Source organism: Burkholderia sp. 9777_1386 (assembly GCF_015712265.1).
Lineage (GTDB): Bacteria > Pseudomonadota > Gammaproteobacteria > Burkholderiales > Burkholderiaceae > Burkholderia > Burkholderia cenocepacia.
Genome location: NZ_JACCQB010000036.1, coordinates 39,135 through 58,797, shown reverse-complemented (window position 1 = coordinate 58,797; position 19,663 = coordinate 39,135). Strand labels below are relative to the sequence as shown.

General features: G+C 67.8%; 17 protein-coding genes and 1 tRNA gene. 13 read left to right on the top strand and 5 right to left on the bottom strand.

Features of this window, described 5'->3' with window-relative positions:
- Positions 1–146: 146 nt before the first annotated feature.
- From rsmB to H0X91_RS23870, 10 genes are all read left to right on the top strand, one after another.
- Positions 147–1,538 (top strand): 16S rRNA (cytosine(967)-C(5))-methyltransferase RsmB, encoded by a 1,392-nt coding sequence (rsmB, locus tag H0X91_RS23915; RefSeq protein ID WP_006485768.1) that lies wholly within the window; start codon positions 147–149, stop codon positions 1,536–1,538.
- The gene (locus tag H0X91_RS23910; RefSeq protein ID WP_060267852.1) at positions 1,535–2,125 is read left to right on the top strand and encodes a DUF4390 domain-containing protein; all 591 of its coding nucleotides are present in this window, start codon (positions 1,535–1,537) and stop codon (positions 2,123–2,125) included. The genes rsmB and H0X91_RS23910 overlap by 4 nt, the downstream gene beginning before the upstream one ends.
- On the top strand, positions 2,115–4,529 hold the full coding sequence (gene esaS, locus H0X91_RS23905; RefSeq protein ID WP_034178451.1) for a sensor histidine kinase EsaS: 2,415 nt from the start codon (positions 2,115–2,117) through the stop codon (positions 4,527–4,529). The genes H0X91_RS23910 and esaS overlap by 11 nt, the downstream gene beginning before the upstream one ends.
- On the top strand, positions 4,530–5,231 hold the full coding sequence (gene esaR / locus H0X91_RS23900; protein WP_006495385.1) for a response regulator transcription factor EsaR: 702 nt from the start codon (positions 4,530–4,532) through the stop codon (positions 5,229–5,231).
- A 60-nt stretch (positions 5,232–5,291) separates the two neighbouring features.
- Positions 5,292–5,367 (top strand) — tRNA-Phe (locus H0X91_RS23895).
- Positions 5,368–5,716: 349 nt separating this feature from the next.
- Positions 5,717–6,451: a 7-cyano-7-deazaguanine synthase QueC gene (gene queC / locus H0X91_RS23890; protein ID WP_062911126.1), complete on the top strand. Its 735-nt coding sequence runs from the start codon at positions 5,717–5,719 to the stop codon at positions 6,449–6,451.
- Positions 6,452–6,526: 75 nt separating this feature from the next.
- Positions 6,527–7,159 carry a 7-carboxy-7-deazaguanine synthase gene (gene queE / locus H0X91_RS23885; protein WP_006495383.1) on the top strand — a complete coding sequence of 211 codons (633 nt, stop codon included), beginning with the start codon at positions 6,527–6,529 and terminating at the stop codon, positions 7,157–7,159.
- A gap of 18 nt (positions 7,160–7,177) precedes the next feature.
- Complete coding sequence (gene queD / locus H0X91_RS23880; protein WP_006482561.1) at positions 7,178–7,630, top strand: 6-carboxytetrahydropterin synthase QueD; 453 nt, start codon at positions 7,178–7,180, stop codon at positions 7,628–7,630.
- A gap of 326 nt (positions 7,631–7,956) precedes the next feature.
- Positions 7,957–8,742 (top strand): HpcH/HpaI aldolase family protein, encoded by a 786-nt coding sequence (locus H0X91_RS23875; protein ID WP_006495381.1) that lies wholly within the window; start codon positions 7,957–7,959, stop codon positions 8,740–8,742.
- A complete protein-coding gene (locus tag H0X91_RS23870; protein ID WP_077019730.1) occupies positions 8,739–9,491 on the top strand; it encodes a tetratricopeptide repeat protein in 753 nt (250 codons plus the stop codon). The genes H0X91_RS23875 and H0X91_RS23870 overlap by 4 nt, the downstream gene beginning before the upstream one ends.
- A 78-nt stretch (positions 9,492–9,569) precedes the next feature.
- On the opposite strand, the gene rodA is transcribed toward H0X91_RS23870, so the two are convergent.
- From rodA to H0X91_RS23845, 5 genes are all read right to left on the bottom strand, one after another.
- A complete protein-coding gene (rodA, locus tag H0X91_RS23865) occupies positions 9,570–10,718 on the bottom strand; it encodes a rod shape-determining protein RodA (protein ID WP_006482564.1) in 1,149 nt (382 codons plus the stop codon).
- Positions 10,719–10,729: 11 nt separating this feature from the next.
- Positions 10,730–13,000, bottom strand: a complete 2,271-nt coding sequence (gene mrdA, locus H0X91_RS23860) for a penicillin-binding protein 2 (protein ID WP_059720854.1) — start codon at positions 12,998–13,000, stop codon at positions 10,730–10,732.
- Between the two features lie 101 nt (positions 13,001–13,101).
- Positions 13,102–13,614 (bottom strand): rod shape-determining protein MreD, encoded by a 513-nt coding sequence (gene mreD, locus H0X91_RS23855; protein WP_006482567.1) that lies wholly within the window; start codon positions 13,612–13,614, stop codon positions 13,102–13,104.
- Complete coding sequence (mreC, locus tag H0X91_RS23850) at positions 13,611–14,675, bottom strand: rod shape-determining protein MreC (protein WP_060267856.1); 1,065 nt, start codon at positions 14,673–14,675, stop codon at positions 13,611–13,613. The genes mreD and mreC overlap by 4 nt, the downstream gene beginning before the upstream one ends.
- Before the next feature lie 138 nt (positions 14,676–14,813).
- Positions 14,814–15,857 carry a rod shape-determining protein gene (locus tag H0X91_RS23845; protein ID WP_004189550.1) on the bottom strand — a complete coding sequence of 348 codons (1,044 nt, stop codon included), beginning with the start codon at positions 15,855–15,857 and terminating at the stop codon, positions 14,814–14,816.
- Between the two features lie 367 nt (positions 15,858–16,224).
- Here H0X91_RS23845 and gatC point away from each other — a divergent pair, with 367 nt between their 5' ends.
- The 3 genes from gatC (at position 16,225) to gatB (ending at position 19,564) form a co-directional block, all read left to right on the top strand.
- A complete protein-coding gene (gene gatC / locus H0X91_RS23840; RefSeq protein WP_006477478.1) occupies positions 16,225–16,524 on the top strand; it encodes an Asp-tRNA(Asn)/Glu-tRNA(Gln) amidotransferase subunit GatC in 300 nt (99 codons plus the stop codon).
- Positions 16,525–16,593: 69 nt separating this feature from the next.
- Positions 16,594–18,084 (top strand): Asp-tRNA(Asn)/Glu-tRNA(Gln) amidotransferase subunit GatA, encoded by a 1,491-nt coding sequence (gene gatA, locus H0X91_RS23835; RefSeq protein ID WP_058901905.1) that lies wholly within the window; start codon positions 16,594–16,596, stop codon positions 18,082–18,084.
- Between the two features lie 4 nt (positions 18,085–18,088).
- On the top strand, positions 18,089–19,564 hold the full coding sequence (gene gatB / locus H0X91_RS23830; RefSeq protein WP_006482505.1) for an Asp-tRNA(Asn)/Glu-tRNA(Gln) amidotransferase subunit GatB: 1,476 nt from the start codon (positions 18,089–18,091) through the stop codon (positions 19,562–19,564).
- Positions 19,565–19,663 lie beyond the last annotated feature (99 nt).

Genomic DNA, 19,663 nt, shown 5'->3' with positions numbered 1-19,663 from the left:
TTCATTTGCGCTCGCCGTAAAGGGGCCAAAGGGGCAGCATGGTCGCACGCTACAATGCGCGGTTTGGGATCGCCGGGCCATCCGGCGACTGCGATCCCGCCGTTTGCCGCATTTGTTTGCCGCGCCTGCTTGCCGATTCCGTACCGATGACACGACCCCGTTCTTCCGCTCCGACTTCTTCCGGCCGCCCGGCGCGCCTGGCTGCGCTGCACCTGGCGCCCGATTCGCTCGGCTTCGCGCTCGACGCGGCCGCGCAGGCGGTCGATGCGGTGCGACGCGGCACCGCGTTGCCGGCGGCACTGTCGACGGTATTCGCGCAGATGCCGTCCGGCGCGCAGGCGCTCGCACGCGGCGCGACGCAGGACGTCGCCTACCGGACGATGCGTCGCCTCGGCAGCGCGGACTGGCTGATCGGCAAGTTCGTCAGCAAGGCGCCGCCCGCGCACGTGCACGCGGTGCTCGCCGGCGCGTTCGCGCTGCTGCTCGACCCGCCTGACGAAGCTGCGTACCCGGCGTTCACGGTGGTCGACCAGGCCGTCACCGTCATCGGTGCGCGGCGCGAATTCGCGTTCGCGAAGGGGATGGTCAACGCGGTGCTGCGCCGTTTCCTGCGCGAGCGCGACGCACTCGTCGCGGCGATGCAGGACGATCCGGTTGCGTGCTGGAACTACCGTGCGTGGTGGGTCGATGCGGTGAAGCGCGCATGGCCCGACGCGTGGCAGGCGATCCTCGCGGCCGGCGAGCGCCAGGGGCCGCTGACGCTGCGCGTGAACGCGCGTCGCGCGAACGTCGATGCGTATCTCGACACGCTGCGTGCGAGCGGAATCGAAGCGGTCGCGATCGGCCGGCATGCGGTGCGGCTCGCGTCGGCGCTGCCGGTCGACCGCATTCCGGGCTTCGCCGACGGCGTGGTGTCGGTGCAGGACGCCGGCGCGCAGCTCGCGGCCGAATGGCTCGGCGCGCGCGACGGCATGCGCGTGCTCGACGCGTGCGCGGCGCCCGGCGGCAAGACCGGCCATATTCTCGAACTCGCCGACGCGGAAGTCGTGGCGCTCGAAAGCGACGCGACGCGCGCGGCGCGCATCGGCGAGAATCTCGTGCGCCTGTCGCTCGCGGCGAACGTGTGCGTCGGCGACGCGGGCGCGCCGGACGCGTGGTACGACGGGCGTCCGTTCGATCGCATCCTGGCCGACGTGCCGTGCTCGGCGTCCGGCATCGTGCGGCGGCACCCCGACATCCGCTGGCTGCGCCGCGAGGCCGACATCCCGGCGCTGGTCGCGGAGCAGCGTCGCATCCTGTCGGCGCTGTGGCCGCTCGTGAAGCCGGGCGGCGAACTGCTTTACGTGACCTGTTCGATCTTCCCCGAAGAAGGCGAAGGGCAGGCCCGCTGGTTTGAAGCGGCCTGTGAAGATGCGGTACGATTGGACGCCCCCGGCCAACTGCTGCCGGGCGGCGTGCAGGGACGGGCGGCCGCCGGCGCACTCGACCAGAACACCGATCACGACGGATTTTTCTACGCGCGGTTTCAGAAACGGTGACGATCAAACACCTTTTTCCCTTTCGGCTCGCGGCCGTCTTGCTGGTCGCGTTGACGCTGTGCCTGGCCGTCGTGCGGCCGGTGCATGCCGAATCGATCGCCGTGCAACGCGCGTCGCTCCAGTCCGACGGAAGCGGCTGGAGCCTCGACGCACGGTTCGACTTCGAGCTGAATCCGAACCTCGAGGATGCCGTCAACAAGGGCATCCCGCTTTATTTCACGACCGACTTCGAGCTGAGCCGCGCGCGCTGGTACTGGTTCGACGAGCAGCCGGTAGCGGTCACGCAGACGATCCGCCTGTCGTTCCAGCCGCTCACGCGCGAGTACCGCGTGTCGACGGGCGGCCTGCAGCTCGGCTTCCCGTCGCTGAAGGATGCGCTCGCGGTGGTCCGGCACATCACGTCGTGGCACGTGATCGACCGTAACCAGGTGCGTGCCGGCGAAACCTACACGGCGTCGGTGCGGATGCAGCTCGATACGGCGCTGATGCCGAAGCCGTTCCAGGTCGACGCGGTAAACAATCGCGACTGGACGCTCGGGTCGGACTGGAAGCGCTTCAACTTCACGGTGACCGAACGTGCTAAATAAAGTACGCCGCGCGGCCAGCGGGAAGAGCCTCCTCGTCCGCGTGATCGTCTCGACCGTCGCGCTGACCGCGCTGCTGCTGCTCGTGCTGCTGGCGGCCGCGAGCGCGAACACCGAATTCTTCGATCGCTACTACTCGTGGCTGTACGCGACGAACATCGTCGTCGCGCTCGTGTTCCTGCTCGTGGTGCTCGGGCTGATCGGGATGATCGTCGTGCGCCTGAGGAAGGGCAAGTTCGGCACACGGCTGCTCGCGAAGCTCGCGGTGTTCTTCGCGCTCGTCGGCGTGGTGCCGGGCGGGATCATCTACATCGTGTCGTACCAGTTCGTGTCGCGCAGTATCGAGTCGTGGTTCGACGTGAACGTCGAGACGGCGCTGACGGCCGGCCTGAACCTCGGCCGCGGGATGCTCGATGCGTCGCTGTCCGATCTGCAGACGAAGGCGCGGCTGATGTCCGACCAGCTCGCGAGCGTCGATGCGAACACGAACGGCACGACGCTCACGCTGCTGCGGCTGCGCGACCAGTTCGGCGTGCAGGACGCGACGATCGTCGAGCCGAGCCGCGGCGGCTCGGGCGCCGCGCCCGACCTGCACATCGTCGCGCAGGCGTCGGGCAATTTCGCGGCGCTGATTCCGGACGACCTGCCGACGCCGCTGATGTTGAGCCAGGCGCGCGAACACGGCGCGTATGCGGCGATCGAGGGCGAAGTCGACGGCGACCCGCGCGCACACGGCGCGAAGGGCGCGCTGCGGCTGCGCGTCGTGCGGCCGATTCCCGACGCGACGACGTCGCTGCTGCAGCCGGCGGAGCGGTTCCTGCAGCTCACGCAGCCGGTGCCGCCGACGCTCGCGCACAACGCGGACGCCGTGCAGCGCGCGTACAGCGAGTACCAGGCAAAGTCGCTCGGCCGCACGGGGCTGCGCAAGATGTACATCGGCACGCTGACGCTCGCGCTGTTCCTCGCGACCTTCATCGCGATGATGCTCGCGCTCGCGCTCGGCCAGCAGCTCGCACGGCCGCTGTTCCTGCTCGCGCAGGGCACGAAGGAGATCACGGAAGGCGACTACACGCCGAAGCGCGAGATCAAGACGCGCGACGAGCTCGGCTTCCTCACGCAGTCGTTCAACGCGATGACGCGCCAGTTGTCCGAGGCGCGGCTCGCGGTCGAGAAGAACCGCATCGCGCTCGAGCATTCGAAGACGTATCTCGAGAGCATCCTCGCGAACCTGACGGCCGGCGTGTTCGTGCTCGATCGCCAGTTCCGGCTGACGACGGCCAATCGCGGCGCCGAGCGGATCTTCCGGCAGCCGTTCAACACGCTGATCGGCACGACGCTCGACCGGATCGGCGTGGCCGCCGGGTTCGGCGCGATGGTGCGCAAGGCGTTCGCCGATCGCGAGGCGGCGTCCGACGGCGGCAGCGGCGATCGCGGCCACTGGCAGCAGCAGTTCGCGATCGAGGTGCCGGGCGAAACCGATCCGCTGACGCTGCTCGTACGCGGCACGCGCCTCGTGTCGACGGTCGAAGGGCAGGCCGACGATCCGCAGACGTCCGGCTACGTGGTCGTGTTCGACGACATTTCCGACGTGATTTCCGCGCAGCGTTCGGTCGCGTGGGGCGAGGTCGCGCGGCGGCTCGCGCACGAGATCAAGAATCCGCTGACGCCGATCCAGCTGTCGGCCGAGCGGCTGCAGATGAAGCTGTCGGACAAGCTCGCACCACCCGACGCAGACGTGCTCAAGCGCGGCGCGACGATGATCGTGAACCAGGTGGCCGCGATGAAGCGGATGGTCGACGATTTTCGCGAATACGCGCGCACGCCGCCGGCGGTGCTCGCGAACCTGCAGTTGAACGAACTGGCGAGCGAGGTGCTCGGGCTGTACGGCGTCGGCGAGGGCAAGAGCCCGATCGTCGCCGAGCTCGCGCCGTCGCTGCCGGTGATTCGCGGCGACGCGACGCAATTGCGCCAGGTGATTCACAACCTGCTGCAGAATGCGCAGGATTCGGTCGCGGAGTCCGCGCATCCGCGTGTGTTGATCGAAACCAAGACAGTAGAATATGGCGACCCCGACGCCGAGGGCAAAACGCGCGTCGCGGTACGTCTTACCGTGTCCGACAACGGGCCCGGTTTTCCGGCACGCATCCTGACCCGTGCGTTCGAGCCTTACGTGACGACCAAGGCGAAGGGCACGGGGCTCGGGCTGGCCACGGTCAAGAAAATCGTTGACGAGCACGGCGCGCGGATCGATCTGCGCAATCGCATGCACGGCGAGACCGTCGAGGGTGCGCAGGTGTCGATCCTCTTCCTGCAGATGGCGAGCGATACGCCAGGCGCCGAACCGGGCGCACAGGACGGGACGACACCCGCCAAGACAAAAGCAAGTGAGCAGACAAAGGCAGCGTAAATGGCAACCATCCTGGTGGTAGATGATGAAATGGGCATCCGGGAATTGCTCTCGGAGATCCTCAGCGATGAAGGACATGTCGTCGAGGCGGCGGAGAACGCGCAGGCCGCGCGGGAATACCGGCTGAATCAGGCGCCCGATCTCGTGCTGCTCGATATCTGGATGCCCGATACCGACGGCGTCACGCTGCTCAAGGAATGGGCGGCGCAGGGGCTGCTGACGATGCCCGTGATCATGATGTCCGGGCACGCGACGATCGATACGGCCGTCGAGGCGACCAAGATCGGCGCGCTCGATTTCCTCGAGAAACCGATCGCGCTGCAGAAGCTGCTGAAGTCGGTCGAGCACGGTCTCGCCCGCGGCGCGGCGCCGGTGTCCGCGAACGCGGCGGCGAAGGCGGGCGGCGGGCAGGCCGCGGGGCCGGCGGCGGTCGCGTCCGCGGCGGCGCTGCCGACGCTCGGCGACGACATGGCGTCGGCGCTCGGCCTCGCGGGCCAGACGGCCGCGATCCCGTTCGACATCCCGTTGCGCGAAGCGCGCGATGCGTTCGAGCGCGCGTACTTCGAATATCACCTCGCGCGCGAGAACGGCAGCATGACGCGCGTCGCGGAGAAGACGGGCCTCGAGCGCACGCACCTGTATCGCAAGCTCAAGCAACTCGGCGTCGAGCTCGGCAAGAAGCCGTCCGAAGGCGCGCTGTAAAATATTTTGCGAAAGCACTTGCTCGGGGGCGAATAGCTCGATATACTTTCATTCTTCGTTGGCCCGGTAGCTCAGTTGGTAGAGCAGCGGATTGAAAATCCGCGTGTCGATGGTTCGATTCCGTCCCAGGCCACCAGCATTTAAAACCCCAAGAATCGGAAGGTTCTTGGGGTTTTTCGTTTGTGGTGGGTATCGCGTGTCGTGGGCCGCGGGCCCGGCAGCATTCGCCGGGGCATGATAAAATCCGTGCCCGCTCAATGACTTAGCGCATCGCTTCATGCGTGGCAGGCTGCTCGCGGTGCGCCTGTCGTGGCGCGCGGCAACGATGCCGTGCGATGAGCGGTATAAGCGCGCCGCCGCATTCGCGGCCGAGCGCGCTGCCTATACTGGTCGAGCCGGCACAGGCCGGCCGCGTCGGGCCGCCCGGCGGCAGCCGGCCTCGGGGCGCAGTGCGACGCGAGCCTACACATTCACGGAGTATCACGGTGATTCGGACAGACGCTAAAGACGGCGCGCTCGTGTTGTTTTCCGGCGGGCAGGATTCCGCCACGTGCGTGGCATGGGCCCTCGAACGCTACCAGACGGTCGAGACGCTCGGCTTCGATTACGGCCAGCGTCATCGCGTCGAACTCGAGTGCCGCGAAGGCGTGCGCGAAGCGCTGAAGCACAGGTTTCCCGCGTGGTCGGACCGGCTCGGCGACGATCACATGATCGACCTGTCGGTGCTCGGCGCGATCAGCGATACCGCGATGACGCGCACGATCGAGATCGAGATGACGGCGAACGGCCTGCCGAACACGTTCGTGCCGGGCCGCAACCTGATGTTCATGACGATCGCCGCGGCGATCGCCTATCGGCGCGGGCTGCGCGTGCTGGTCGGCGGGATGTGCGAGACCGATTTTTCGGGCTATCCGGACTGCCGCGACGACACGATGAAGGCGCTGCAGGTCGCGCTGAATCTCGGGATGGATACGCGCATGGTGCTCGAGACGCCGCTGATGTGGCTCGACAAGGCGCAGACCTGGCAGCTCGCCGAACAGCTCGGCGGCGACGCGCTCGTCGAACTGATCCGCGTCGAGACGCACACCTGCTACGTGGGCGAGCGCGCGGAACTGCACGACTGGGGCTTCGGCTGTGGCGAATGCCCGGCCTGCAAGCTGCGCAAGCGCGGCTACGAGGCCTACCTGAAGGGCGAGCGGGTGACCGAAGCGCCGCTGTGACGCGGCTGCGCCGGCGGCGCTTGATGGACAACGGATTCTGATCGACAACGAGCGGCGCGAGCCGGACGAAGGACGATGACTTACGCGGTCAAGGAAATTTTCTACACGTTGCAGGGCGAGGGCGCGAATGCGGGCCGGCCGGCCGTGTTCTGCCGGTTCGCCGGCTGCAATCTGTGGTCGGGCCGCGAAGAGGATCGTGCGGAGGCCGTGTGCCGCTTCTGCGATACGGACTTCGTCGGCACCGACGGCGAGAACGGCGGCAAGTTCAAGGACGCCGCCGCGCTCGTCGCGACGATCGCCGGCCTGTGGCCGGCGGGCGAAGCGCACCGCTTCGTCGTCTGCACGGGTGGCGAGCCGATGCTGCAGCTCGACCAGCCGCTCGTCGACGCGCTGCATGCGGCCGGCTTCGAGATCGCGATCGAAACCAACGGTTCGCTGCCGGTGCTCGAATCGATCGACTGGATCTGCGTGAGCCCGAAGGCGGATGCGCCGCTCGTCGTCACGAAGGGCAACGAACTGAAGGTCGTCGTGCCGCAGGACAACCAGCGGCTGGCCGACTACGCGAAGCTCGACTTCGAGTATTTCCTGGTCCAGCCGATGGACGGCCCGTCGCGCGACCTCAATACGAAGCTCGCGATCGACTGGTGCAAGCGTCATCCGCAGTGGCGGCTGTCGATGCAGACCCACAAATATCTGAACATTCCCTGAGCCACGGCTTTTGACATCGTGCTGATTACCCGAAAACTCGAATTCGACGCGGGCCACCGCATCCCCGATCACCGCAGCCAGTGCAGGAACCTGCACGGCCATCGCTACGTGCTCGAAATCACGCTGCGCGGCGATCTCGTCGATACCGAGGGGGCGCCCGACCGCGGCATGGTGATGGATTTCGCCGACGTGAAGGCGCTCGCGATGGAGCACCTCGTCAGCAAGTGGGATCACGCGTTCCTGGTCTATGCGCGCGACGAGGTCGTGCGTTCGTTCCTCGAGCAGATGGCCGACCACAAGACGGTCGTGATCGACCGGATCCCGACCGTCGAGAACCTCGCGGCGATCGCGTTCGACCTGCTCGCGAACGTGTACGACGCACACTACGGCGTGAATCTGCGCCTCGAGCGCGTGCGTCTATACGAAACGCCGAACTGCTGGGCCGACGTCGAGCGCCAGCCCGGCCGCTGATCCTGCCTTTCCCGGCAGCCCCGCCGTTCGGCGCGGGCTGGCCGTCGTCGCCAGCCGCCGCGTCCCGCGCCGGTACGGCTTCCCCCGTCGGTTCCCGCATCGCGCATCCGGCCGCGCTATGATCGTCGTGCGGCACGGAAAAACGCGCGCGTGAGCCATTGCGCGGCCCGCGCTGTCAGATCGGTCGTCCCGGGCCGACTCACGTTCTCTGGCGCGCGATCCGTCGCCGCCACCGTGCTTCGGTTGCCCGGCGGCGCGCATGCCGCTTTCCGCTTCGCCAGTTGCTTGTCCCGTTCGATTGCCGTTCCGTTCCGGAGGCCGTATCGATGAGCACGCTCACCAATTCCCTCAAACAACGCCTGCGCGACGGCGACGAGCCGCTGTACGGCCTGTGGCTGTCGCTCGGCAGCGACTCGGCCGCGGAAGCGCTCGCGCATGCCGGTTACGACTGGCTCTGCATCGACATGGAGCATGCGCCGAACGACAGTCGTGACGTGGCGTCGCAACTGCGCGCGATCGCCGCGGCGCACCTGCCGAGCGAGCCGGTCGTGCGCGTGCCGGCGCGCGAGCCGTGGCTCGTGAAGCGTGCGCTCGACGCCGGCGCCCGCACGCTGATGTTTCCGTGTATCGAGACGCCCGACGACGCCGCGCACGCGGTGCGGCTCACGCGCTTCCCGTCGCCCGAATCGCCGGACGGGCTGCGCGGCGTCGCGGGCATGGTGCGCGCGGCGGCGTTCGGCATGCGCCGCGACTACCTGCAGACGGCGAATGCGCAAGTCGCGGTGATCGTGCAGGTCGAATCGGCGCGCGGCGTCGACGAAGTCGAGCGGATCGCGGCGACGCCCGGTGTCGATTGCCTGTTCGTCGGCCCGGCCGATCTCGCGGCGAGCCTCGGGCATCTCGGCGATATCCGCCACCCGGACGTCGAAACCGCGATGGCGCGCGTGCTCGCGGCCGGCAAGCAGGCGGGCGTCGCGGTCGGCATCTTCGCGGGCGACACGGCGGCCGCGCGCCAGTATCGCGAGGCCGGCTACCGGATGATCACGGTGTCGGCCGACGTGAGCTGGCTGTTGCGCGCGACGCGGCAGGCGTTGCAGGAGGTACGGTCATGAACGGCGCAGACGGTGCGTGCCGCGGGCGCGCGCGGATCGGGGCGATGGTCGGCCTGTGGGCCGTGTGGGCGGCGGCCGTCGCGCAGGGCGCGCCGCAAGCGAAGCCCGACCCGTCGCGCGAGACGCAATCGGCGGTCGCCGACTACAACGCCGGCGACTATCGCGCGGCGCTAGTGCAATTCCACGATGCGGCCGAGCGCGGCGATCGCCTCGCGCAGTTCAACTACGCGATGATGCTGCTGACGGGCGAAGGCGTGACCGCGAACGTCGACGAAGGGCTGCGCTGGCTCAAGCGCGCGGCGGAAGCGAACATGTCGCATGCGCAGTACGTGTACGGCCGGATGTTCGACGATGGCGAGTTCGTCGCGCGCAATCCGGCGGAAGCGCATCGCTGGTTCCTGCGGGCCGCGAAGCAGGGGCACGTGCAGGCCGAGCTGTCGCTCGCGAACCAGTTCCTCGACGGGCGCGGCACGCCGCGCGACAACCGGCAGGCGTTCGCGTGGTACAAGCAGGCCGCCGACGCGGGCGAGCCGACCGCGCAGTACGTGACCGCGTCGTTCTACGAGCGCGGCGGCGACGGCGTCGCGCAGAACCTGAACATCGCACGCGCGTACTACGCGGCGGCCGCTGCGCAGGGCGACGAGACGGCCGGGATGAAATTCAAGGAGCTGAGCGCGCGGCTGAAGGCGCCGGGGCCGGCATCGGGCACCGGCGCGGAGCCAGGCAAACCGCACGCGCCGCCGCAGTAAGCGGCTGCATTCGGTCCGCCCGATGCAAAACGGCGCCCGCAGGCGCCGTTGTCGTGTGCCGCAGCGCAGGCCGCGCGGTCAACTCTTCATCAACCGCCGCTGCCGCCCGACGCTCATGATCATCCCGATCGCGATGCCGAGCGTCGTGAGCGCGGTGCCGCCGTAACTCATGAACGGCAGCGGCACGCCGACGACCGGCAACACGCCGCTCACCATCCCGATATTGACGAACGCGTAGACGAAGAACGCGAGCGTGAGCGAGCCCGCGAGCAGCCGGCCGAACAGCGTCGCGCCCTGCGCGGCGATGTAGAGCCCGCGCGCGATCAGCGCCATGTACAGCGTCAGCAGCACGAGCCCGCCGGCGAGCCCCCATTCCTCCGAGAACACCGCGAAGATGAAGTCGGTGTGCTTTTCCGGAATGAATTCGAGGTGCGCCTGCGTGCCTTTCAGGTAGCCCTTGCCGAGCACGCCGCCCGAGCCGATCGCGATCACGGCCTGGATCGTGTGGAAGCCCTTGCCGAGCGGGTCGGACGTCGGGTCGAGCAGCGTACACACCCGGTGTTTCTGGTAGTCGTGCATCAGCGGCCACTGCACTTCAGGCTGGCAGATGCGTTCCTCGAACACCGCGATCGAGCCGACCGCGATCACGCCCGCGACGAGCACCGGCACGATCAGCTTGAACGACAGGCCGGCGAGGTAGATCACGAAGAAGCCGGCCGCGAACACGAGCAGGCCCGTGCCGAGGTCCGGCTGCTTCGCGATCAGCCCGACCGGCACCAGCAGGATCCCGAACGCGGCGATGAAGTCGTACCAGCGCAGCCCGCCTTCGCGGCGCTGGTAGTACCACGCGAGCATCAGCGGCGTCGCGATCTTGAGGATTTCGGACGGCTGGATCACGACGCCGACGTTCAGCCAGCGCTTCGCGCCCTTCTTGGTCATCCCGAACAGCGCGACGGCAATCAGTAGCGTGACCCCGAACGTGTAGAGCGGGACCGCGAAGCGCATCAGCGTGGTCGGCGGGATGTTGGCGATCACCCACATCAGCACGAACGTCAGCAGGATGTTGCGCAACTGGTCCTCGACGCGGCCCGGCACGTCGATCGACGCGCTGTACAGCGTGACGATGCCGACGCACAGCAGCAGGAACACGATGAGGGCGAGCGGACGGTCGAAGCCCGCGAACATCTGCTTGATCTTGTCGAGCCAGGCGCGCTTGTCGAATTGCATGCCTTTCTCCGTTAATGAGCGGTGCCGGCGTCCGCCGCTTTCGCGGGGGCCGTCGCACGATGGTTGTCGTCCCGCGGCGTGGCGACGACCGGCTGCGCGTCGCTGGCGGGCCGGCGCGGCCGGTGCGGGCGCCGGATCGGCGGCAGGCTCGCGGCCATCGGCGCCGCGGCGCTCGTGTCGGCCGGCGCCGTGGCGCTGGCGCCCGAGGCCCCCGATGCGGCGGATGCCGCTTCGGCCGCGCTGGCCGCCGACGGCACGACCGGCTGCGGCAGTGCGGTGAAGCCGGCCGCGATCGTGGCCGGCTTGGATGTGTCGCCGACCACCGGCGCGCTCACCGGCTCAGTGGCCGACGCCGCGGCGGCCACGGCCGCGGCTTCGTTCTTCGGGTTCTGGCGCTCGACCAGGTAGTAGTCGAGCACGCGACGCGCGATCGGGCCGGCGGCCTGGGCGCCCCAGCCGCCGTTTTCGACGACCAGCGCGACGGCGATCTGCGGATGGTCGACCGGCGCATATGCGATGAACAGCGCGTGGTCGCGCAGGTGTTCGGCGAGCAGGTGGCCCTTGTAGTTCGAGCCCTGCAGCGAGAACACCTGCGCGGTACCGGTCTTGCCGGCGGCGAGGTACGGCGCGCCGCGGAACACCTTGTACGCGGTGCCGGACGGGTTCTCGATCACGTTCTCCATCCCGCGCTTCACGACGTCGATGTCGGCCTGCTTGAGCGGGATCACCTCGCTTTCCTTCGGCACGGTCAGGTGGCGCGCGCGAGAGATCGGATCCTCGACTTCCTTCACGAGGTGAGGCTTCATCACGACGCCGTTGTTCGCGAGCGTCGCGGTTGCGTGCGCGAGCTGCAGGATCGTGAACGAGTTGTAGCCCTGGCCGATTCCGAGGCTGATCGTCTCGCCGTCGAACCACTTCTGCTGCGCCGCCTTCTTGAACGCCTTCTTCTTCCAGTCGGTCGACGGCAGGATCCCGCGCGCCTCGCCCTGGATGTCGATCCCGGTGATCTGGCCGAAGCCGAACGGCTTCATGAAGTTCGCGATCGCGTTCACGCCGAGGTCGCGCGCGAGCATGTAGAAGTAGGTGTCGTTCGACACCATGATCGCCTTGTTCATGTCGACCCAGCCCTGGCCCGAGCGCACGTCGTTGCGGAACGTGTGGCCGCCGAACGTGAAGTAGCCCGGGTCCTGGAAGCCCCAGCCCGGCGTGCGCTTGCCGAGCGTGAGGCCCGCGAGCGCCATGAACGGCTTGTAGGTCGAACCGGGCGGGTAGGTGCCGTGCAGCGGGCGGTTCAGGAGCGGCTTGTCGGGCGAGTTGTTCAGCTCGTCCCAGGTCTGCTGGTCGATGCCGTCGACGAACGAGTTCGGGTCGAAGCTCGGCGACGACACGAACGCGAGCACGTCGCCCGTCTTCGGCTCGATCGCGACGAGCGCGCCGCGCTTGCCGGCGAACGCCTGCTCGGCGACCTGCTGCAGCCCGATGTCGAGCGACAGCACGAGGTTGTTGCCGGGCGTCGCCTGCGTGCGCGACAGAGTGCGCACCGGCCGGCCGCCGGCCGTCACCTCGACTTCCTCGAAGCCGGTCAGCCCGTGCAGCTCGGTTTCGTAGCTCTGCTCGACGCCGATCTTGCCGATGTAGTCGGTGCCCTTGTAGTTGTTCGCGTCGCGGCGCGGGTCGTAGTGCTCCTGGTCGCTGTCGTTGTCGTCGCTCATCGCGTCGATGCGATCCTGGTCGCGCTTCGAGATCCGGCCGATATAGCCGATCACGTGCGCGGCCGTCATGCCGAGCGGGTACTGGCGGAACAGCCGCGCGCGCACGTCGACGCCGGGGAAGCGGAAACGCTGCGCGGTGAAGCGCGCGACTTCGGCATCGGTGAGCCGCGTGCGGATCGGCAGGCTCTCGAAGTTCTTCGAGTCTTCCTGCAGCTTCTTGAAGCGGCGGCGGTCGCGCGCGTCGATCGGGATGATCTCGGACAGCTTGTCGATCGTGTTGTCGAGCGTGTCGTCGAGCTTCGACGGCGTGATCTCGAGCGTGTACGCCGAGTAGTTCTTCGCGAGGATCACGCCGTTGCGGTCGGTGATGATCCCGCGGTTCGGCACGATCGGCGCGACCGAGATGCGGTTTTCCTCGGCCTGCAGCGCGTATTTGCCGTGCTGCATCAGCTGCAGATAGAAGAAGCGGCTCGCGAGCAGCCCGAAGCAGACGAACACGAACACGCCCGCCGCCGCGACGCGCAGGCGGAACTTCGAGAGCTGCTGTTGGGTGTCGTTGAATTCGGTCATTTAAGGGCAATCTGGCCCGCGCGCGGACGCGGGCGAGGTGCCGCCCCGGAGCGCGGCGCGCGGCGGGCGTGGGGGCGGCGGGTATTCAAGGTCGGTCCGGCTCAGATCGGGCGCGTATCGTCCGGGTCGACCGGGCGGCGTTGCGGCATCAGCAGCAGGTGGCTCGCGATCGGCCACAGCGCGGCTTCGACGAAACCGTCGACGAGGTAGCGCCAGCCGGGGAACGCGGCGCCCATCAGCAGGCGGATCACGAACGGCACGAGCTGCGCGACGACGAGCAGCGGCGTGACGTACAGCACCTGCACGCCGATCGGCATCCACAGCACGCGGCGGTGGATCGTGATCGCGCCGTACGACAGCAGGGTATAGGCGAGCGCGTGCTCGCCGAGCAGCCCCGCGTCGTGCACGTCCATCAGGATGCCGAGCGCGAACGCGACGCCCATCCCGACCTTGCGCGGCTGGTGGATGTTCCAGAACAGCAGCACGAGCGCGACGAAGTCGGGCACGCCGGGCAGGCGGCCCCACGGCATCAGGTTCAGCAGGAACGCGGCGGCGAGGCTGAAGACGATGAAGTACGGATTGACCGGCTGCAGGATGTATTGCGGGCGGTTCATCGCTGGGCTCCTGATTGCCCGGCAGCGGGCTTCGCGGGCGCGACGGCGGGCTTGGCCGGCGCGGCAGGGGCCGGCGCCGGGTTCGCACCGGCGGGCGGGGCCGCGGCGGCCGGCTTCGCGTTCGCGTCGGCCTTGTCGGCTTTCTCGGCCTTCGCGGCGGCCTTGCCCTTCTTGCCCTTCGCGCTCTTCTCGGCCGCGGGATCGGGCTCGGCCGGGCGCGGCGGGATGTCGTTCCGGTAATGCAGCACGAGCATCTGGCGCGCGCCGCGCACGGCCGCGACCGGCGCGCAGGTCACGCGGGCGAACGCGGTATCGGCGAGCTTGTCGACGCGCACGACCTTCGCGACCGGCAGGCCGGGCGGATAGACGCCGTCGAGGCCGCTCGTGACGAGTTCGTCGCCGGCGACGAGATCCGCGCTCGTCGGCACGAAGCGCAGGTCGAGCGAATCGCCCTTCGGCGTGCCGTAGATCACGCTGCGCAGGCCGGTGCGCAGCACCTGCACGGGAATCGCGAGATCGCGGTCGGTGACCAGCGTGATTTCGGATTGCAGCGGGAACACGCGCGTGACCTGCCCGATCACGCCGTCCTCGCTGACGACGGGCGAGCCGTCCTGGATGCCTTGCTGCGAGCCTTGCCCGACCACGATCTTCTGCGTGAACGGATCGCTCGTGTCGTACTGGATCTCGACCGGCGTCGATTGCGTCGCGATGTGCTGGCGCAGTTCGAGCACCGCGCGCAGATGCGCGTTTTCCTGCGTGAGCACGGCGGCCTGGTTGGCCTGCGTGGACAGTTGCAGGTTGCGTTTGCGCAGATCGTCGTTCTCGTGGCGCAGCGCCGCGCCGGTGACGGCGAGGTCGGCCGCGCCCATGAACAGGTCGCGCGGCACGAGCGCCGCGCGTTGCAGCGGGTAGAGCACCGTGCCGAGCACGCCGCGCACGATTTCGAGCGTGCTGAAGCGCGCGTCCGACACGAGGAGCGCGATGGCGAGGGCGACGAAGAAGATGAGCCGCGCGAGCGCGGGCGGACCTTGCTTGAAGAGGGGCGGCGGACTGTATTCCATGGTCGGCGCCGGGCGCGTGTGATCGGTTAAATAATGCTCAGACGCGCAAACGGCGCGGCGGTTCGTTCTGAACGAGCGATCCGGCCACGCCGCGGGTGCGTCATATCAAACGGGAATGCCTAGGCGATCACTGGGCGATCACTCGTACGAGAAGATGCTGCCCAGCTTGTCCATGCGCTCGAGCGCCATGCCCGAACCGCGCACGACGCAGGTCAGCGGATCTTCCGCGACGAGCACCGGCAGGCCGGTTTCTTCCGCGAGCAGGCGATCGAGGTCGCGCAGCAGCGCGCCGCCGCCCGTCAGCATCATCCCGCGTTCGGCGATGTCGGCGCCGAGTTCCGGCGGCGTCTGTTCGAGCGCGATCTTCACCGACGACACGATCTGGTTCAGCGGATCGGTCAGCGCTTCGAGGATTTCGTTGCTGGAGATCGTGAAGCTGCGCGGGATGCCTTCCGACAGGTTGCGGCCCTTCACTTCCATTTCCTTGACTTCGGAGCCCGGGAACGCGGAGCCGATTTCCTTCTTGATCGCCTCGGCGGTCTGCTCGCCGATCAGCATCCCGTAGTTGCGGCGGATGTAGTTGACGATCGCCTCGTCGAACTTGTCGCCGCCGACGCGCACCGAGCCTTTGTAGACGATGCCGCCGAGCGAGATCACGCCGACTTCGGTCGTGCCGCCGCCGATGTCGACGACCATCGAGCCGGTGGCTTCCGAGACCGGCAGGCCCGCGCCGATCGCCGCCGCCATCGGCTCCTCGATCAGGTAGACCTGCGACGCGCCGGCGCCGTGCGCGGCTTCCTTGATCGCGCGGCGCTCGACCTGGGTCGAGCCGCACGGCACGCAGATGATGATGCGCGGCGACGGCGAGAACATGCGCGACTCGTGGGCCGTCTTGATGAACTGCTTGATCATCTGCTCGGTGACGGTGAAGTCGGCGATCACGCCGTCCTTCATCGGGCGGATCGCCTCGATGTTGCCCGGCACCTTGCCGAGCATCTGCTTGGCTTCCTTGCCGACCGCCTGGATCGTCTTCTTGCCGTTGGGGCCGCCTTCCTGGCGGATCGACACGACGGACGGCTCATCGAGCACGATGCCCTTGCCGCGCATGTAGATCAGGGTGTTTGCGGTGCCGAGGTCGATCGCGAGATCGTTGGAGAAGTAGCTGCGCAAAAAACCGAACATTCAGAATCCTGTTTCGCTCTGGGCCGGCCCTGCATAGCGAGCGCTGAGGGCGGCAGCGGAAAAAATAACAGCCTCGGGAAGCGTGGCGGAAGCGGCCGCCGCGGCGCACGAAGCTGCGAGTGATGTCTACCGGGGATCGCACGAAGCACGCACGGCTTGCCGAAGTGGGGCGAAACGGTGCGGGAAAAGGCTGCCGGGTTTGGGTCGAACGCGTAATGATACCTTATAATTTCACGGTATTTGAATCGAAACGGGCGGTATTTTTGCCGCTTCGGCCCCGATTTTTGAGGGTGGGATCGCACCCTCCAACCCCCCGCCGCAGTGCTGCTTTCGATGCACTGCGCAGCCTTGTTTTTCCGGTGATCGCATGGCCCTGACCCTGACCGATGTGAAACGCATCGCGCACCTGGCGCGACTCGAAATGGCCGACGCCGACGCCGAGCACATGCTCGGCCAGCTCAATGAATTCTTCGGCCTCGTCGAGCAGATGCAGGCGGTCGACACCGCCGGCATCGCGCCGCTCGCCCACCCGATCGAACAGATCCAGGAAGTCGCGCAGCGCCTGCGCGACGACGCCGTGACGGAAGTCGTCAATCGCGACGACAACCAGCGTCCGGCGCCGGCCGTCCAGGACGGCCTCTATCTCGTGCCGAAGGTGATCGAGTAAGCATTCGATGACAAGCGCGCCGGCCGTCCAGCGCCGCGCGCGACCCAGAATTCCCAGGAAAACCACTCAATGCACGCAAAAAGCCTGACCGAACTGCGCGCCGCGCTCGCCGCCAAGGAATGCTCGGCCGTCGAGCTCGCGCAGCACTACCTGAAACGGATCGACGCCGCGCGCGACCTGAACGCGTTCGTTCAAGTCGACGCCGACCTCACCCTCGCGCAGGCGAAAGCCGCCGACGCCGAACTCGCGCGCGGCGCGGGCGGCGCGCTGACCGGCCTGCCGATCGCACACAAGGACGTGTTCGTCACGCGCGGCTGGCGCTCGACCGCCGGCTCGAAGATGCTCGCGAATTACGAGAGCCCGTTCGACGCGACCGTCGTCGCCCGCCTGCAGGCGGCCGGCATGGTCACGCTCGGCAAGACCAACATGGACGAGTTCGCGATGGGCTCGTCGAACGAGAATTCCGCGTTCGGCGCGGTGAAGAACCCGTGGGACACGAACGCGGTGCCGGGCGGCAGCTCGGGCGGCAGCTCGGCCGCCGTCGCCGCGCGCCTCGCGCCGGCCGCGACCGGCACCGACACCGGCGGCTCGATCCGCCAGCCCGCGTCGTTCGCGGGCGTGACGGGCATCAAGCCTACCTACGGCCGCGTGTCGCGCTACGGGATGATCGCGTTCGCGTCGTCGCTCGACCAGGGCGGCCCGATGGCGCAGAGCGCGTCCGACTGCGCGCTGCTGCTGAACGCGATGGCCGGCTTCGACGAGCGTGACTCGACGAGCCTCGAGCGCGACGACGAAGACTTCACGCGCCACCTCGGCCAGCCGTGGGCGGCCGGCAACGACGCGGGCAAACCGCTCGCCGGCCTGCGCATCGGCTTGCCGAACGAGTATTTCGGCGCCGGCCTCGCCGACGACGTGCGCGCGACGATCGACGCGGCGCTCAAGCAATACGAAGCGCTCGGCGCGACGCTCGTGCCGGTGTCGCTGCCGAAGACGGAGCTGTCGATCCCCGTGTACTACGTGATCGCGCCGGCGGAAGCGTCGTCGAACCTGTCGCGCTTCGACGGCGTGCGTTTCGGCCACCGCGCCGCGCAGTACGGCGACCTGCTCGACATGTACAAGAAGTCGCGCGCCGAAGGCTTCGGGCCTGAAGTGAAGCGCCGGATCCTGGTCGGCACGTATGTGCTGTCGCACGGCTACTACGACGCGTACTACCTGCAGGCGCAGAAGATCCGCCGCATCATCGCGAACGATTTCCAGGAAGCGTTCAAGTCCTGCGACGTGATCATGGGCCCGGCGTCGCCGACGGTCGCATGGGATCTCGGCGCGAAGGGCGACGATCCGGTGCAGATGTATCTCGCGGATATCTACACGCTGTCGGTGAGCCTCGCCGGTCTGCCCGGCATGAGCGTGCCGTGCGGCTTCGGCGCGGGCGCGAACGCGCAGCGCCCGGTCGGCCTGCAGATCATCGGCAACTATTTCAACGAAGCCCGGATGCTGCAGGTCGCCGACGCGTTCCAGCGCGCGACCGATTGGCACAAGCAAGTTCCGGCAGGGGTGTAAGCACATGGCTACTCAGTGGGAAGTCGTTATCGGTCTCGAGACGCACGCGCAACTGTCGACCGTCTCGAAGATTTTCTCGGGCGCATCGACGCAGTTCGGCGCCGAGCCGAACACGCAGGCGTGCCCGGTCGACCTGGCGCTGCCGGGCGTGCTGCCGGTGCTGAACCGCGGCGCGGTCGAGCGGGCGATCCGCTTCGGTCTCGCGATCGGCTCGACCATCGCGCCGCGCAGCATCTTCGCGCGCAAGAATTATTTCTACCCCGATCTGCCGAAGGGCTATCAGATCAGCCAGTACGAGATTCCGGTCGTGCAGGGCGGCCAGATCACGATCCAGGTGCCGGCCAACGAAAAGGCCGGCAAGGCTGCGTACGAGAAAACGGTCAACCTGACCCGCGCGCACCTCGAGGAAGATGCGGGCAAGTCGCTGCATGAAGACTTCGCCGGGATGACCGGGATCGACCTGAACCGCGCGGGCACGCCGCTGCTCGAGATCGTCACCGAGCCGGAAATGCGCAGCGCGGCCGAGGCCGTCGCGTACGCGAAGGCACTGCACGGGCTCGTCGTGTGGCTCGGCATCTGCGACGGCAACATGCAGGAAGGCTCGTTCCGCTGCGACGCGAACGTGTCGGTGCGCCCGGTCGGCCAGGAGAAGTTCGGCACGCGCGCGGAAATCAAGAACCTGAACTCGTTCCGGTTCCTCGAGGAAGCAATCAACTACGAAGTGCGTCGGCAGATCGAGCTGATCGAGGACGGCGGCGAAGTCGTGCAGGAAACGCGCCTCTACGATCCGGACAAGCGCGAGACGCGTTCGATGCGCAGCAAGGAAGACGCGCACGATTACCGCTACTTCCCCGATCCCGACCTGATGCCGCTCGTGATCGGCCAGGACTGGATCGAGCGCGTGCAGTCCGGCATGCCGGAACTGCCGGCCGCGATGCAGCAGCGCTTCGTCGACGAGTACGGCGTGTCCGCGTACGACGCGGGCGTGCTGACGTCGAGCAAGGCGATGGCCGCGTACTTCGAGGCGGTGGTCGCGAAGGCCGGCGCGGCGAATGCGAAGATCGCCGCGAACTGGCTGATGGGCGACGTGTCGTCGCAACTGAACCGCGACGGCATCGAGATCGACGCGATTCCCGTCTCGGCCGCGCAGCTCGCGCTGCTGCTGCAGCGCATCGCCGACGGCACGATCTCGAACAAGATCGCGAAGGAAATCTTCGCGACGATCTGGGACGAGAAGGCGACCGACGAAGGTGCGGCCGACCGCATCATCGACGCGAAGGGCCTGAAGCAGATCTCCGACACCGGCGCGCTGGAAGCGATCATCGACGAAGTGCTCGCGGCGAACGCGAAGTCGGTCGAGGAATTCCGCGCGGGCAAGGAAAAGGCGTTCAACGCGCTGATCGGCCAGGCGATGAAGGCGACCAAGGGCAAGGCCAATCCGCAGCAGGTCAACGAGCTGCTGAAGAAGAAGCTCGGCTGAGCATGCGCGCGCGCCTGAACCGCGCTTGACGACGGGCCGCTCCCGACCAGTTCGGGGCGGCCCGTCGCGTTTGGTGGATGCGTTATCGTATGCATCGCA

Coding starts and splice junctions, on each gene's coding strand:
- rsmB (WP_006485768.1), top strand. CDS start 147: ATGACACGACCCCGTTCTTCCGCTCCGACTTCTTCCGGCCGCCCGGCG.
- esaR (WP_006495385.1), top strand. CDS start 4,530: ATGGCAACCATCCTGGTGGTAGATGATGAAATGGGCATCCGGGAATTG.
- queE (WP_006495383.1), top strand. CDS start 6,527: ATGACTTACGCGGTCAAGGAAATTTTCTACACGTTGCAGGGCGAGGGC.
- H0X91_RS23875 (WP_006495381.1), top strand. CDS start 7,957: ATGAGCACGCTCACCAATTCCCTCAAACAACGCCTGCGCGACGGCGAC.
- H0X91_RS23870 (WP_077019730.1), top strand. CDS start 8,739: ATGAACGGCGCAGACGGTGCGTGCCGCGGGCGCGCGCGGATCGGGGCG.
- rodA (WP_006482564.1), bottom strand. CDS start 10,718: ATGCAATTCGACAAGCGCGCCTGGCTCGACAAGATCAAGCAGATGTTC.
- mrdA (WP_059720854.1), bottom strand. CDS start 13,000: ATGACCGAATTCAACGACACCCAACAGCAGCTCTCGAAGTTCCGCCTG.
- mreD (WP_006482567.1), bottom strand. CDS start 13,614: ATGAACCGCCCGCAATACATCCTGCAGCCGGTCAATCCGTACTTCATC.
- mreC (WP_060267856.1), bottom strand. CDS start 14,675: ATGGAATACAGTCCGCCGCCCCTCTTCAAGCAAGGTCCGCCCGCGCTC.
- H0X91_RS23845 (WP_004189550.1), bottom strand. CDS start 15,857: ATGTTCGGTTTTTTGCGCAGCTACTTCTCCAACGATCTCGCGATCGAC.
- gatC (WP_006477478.1), top strand. CDS start 16,225: ATGGCCCTGACCCTGACCGATGTGAAACGCATCGCGCACCTGGCGCGA.
- gatA (WP_058901905.1), top strand. CDS start 16,594: ATGCACGCAAAAAGCCTGACCGAACTGCGCGCCGCGCTCGCCGCCAAG.
- gatB (WP_006482505.1), top strand. CDS start 18,089: ATGGCTACTCAGTGGGAAGTCGTTATCGGTCTCGAGACGCACGCGCAA.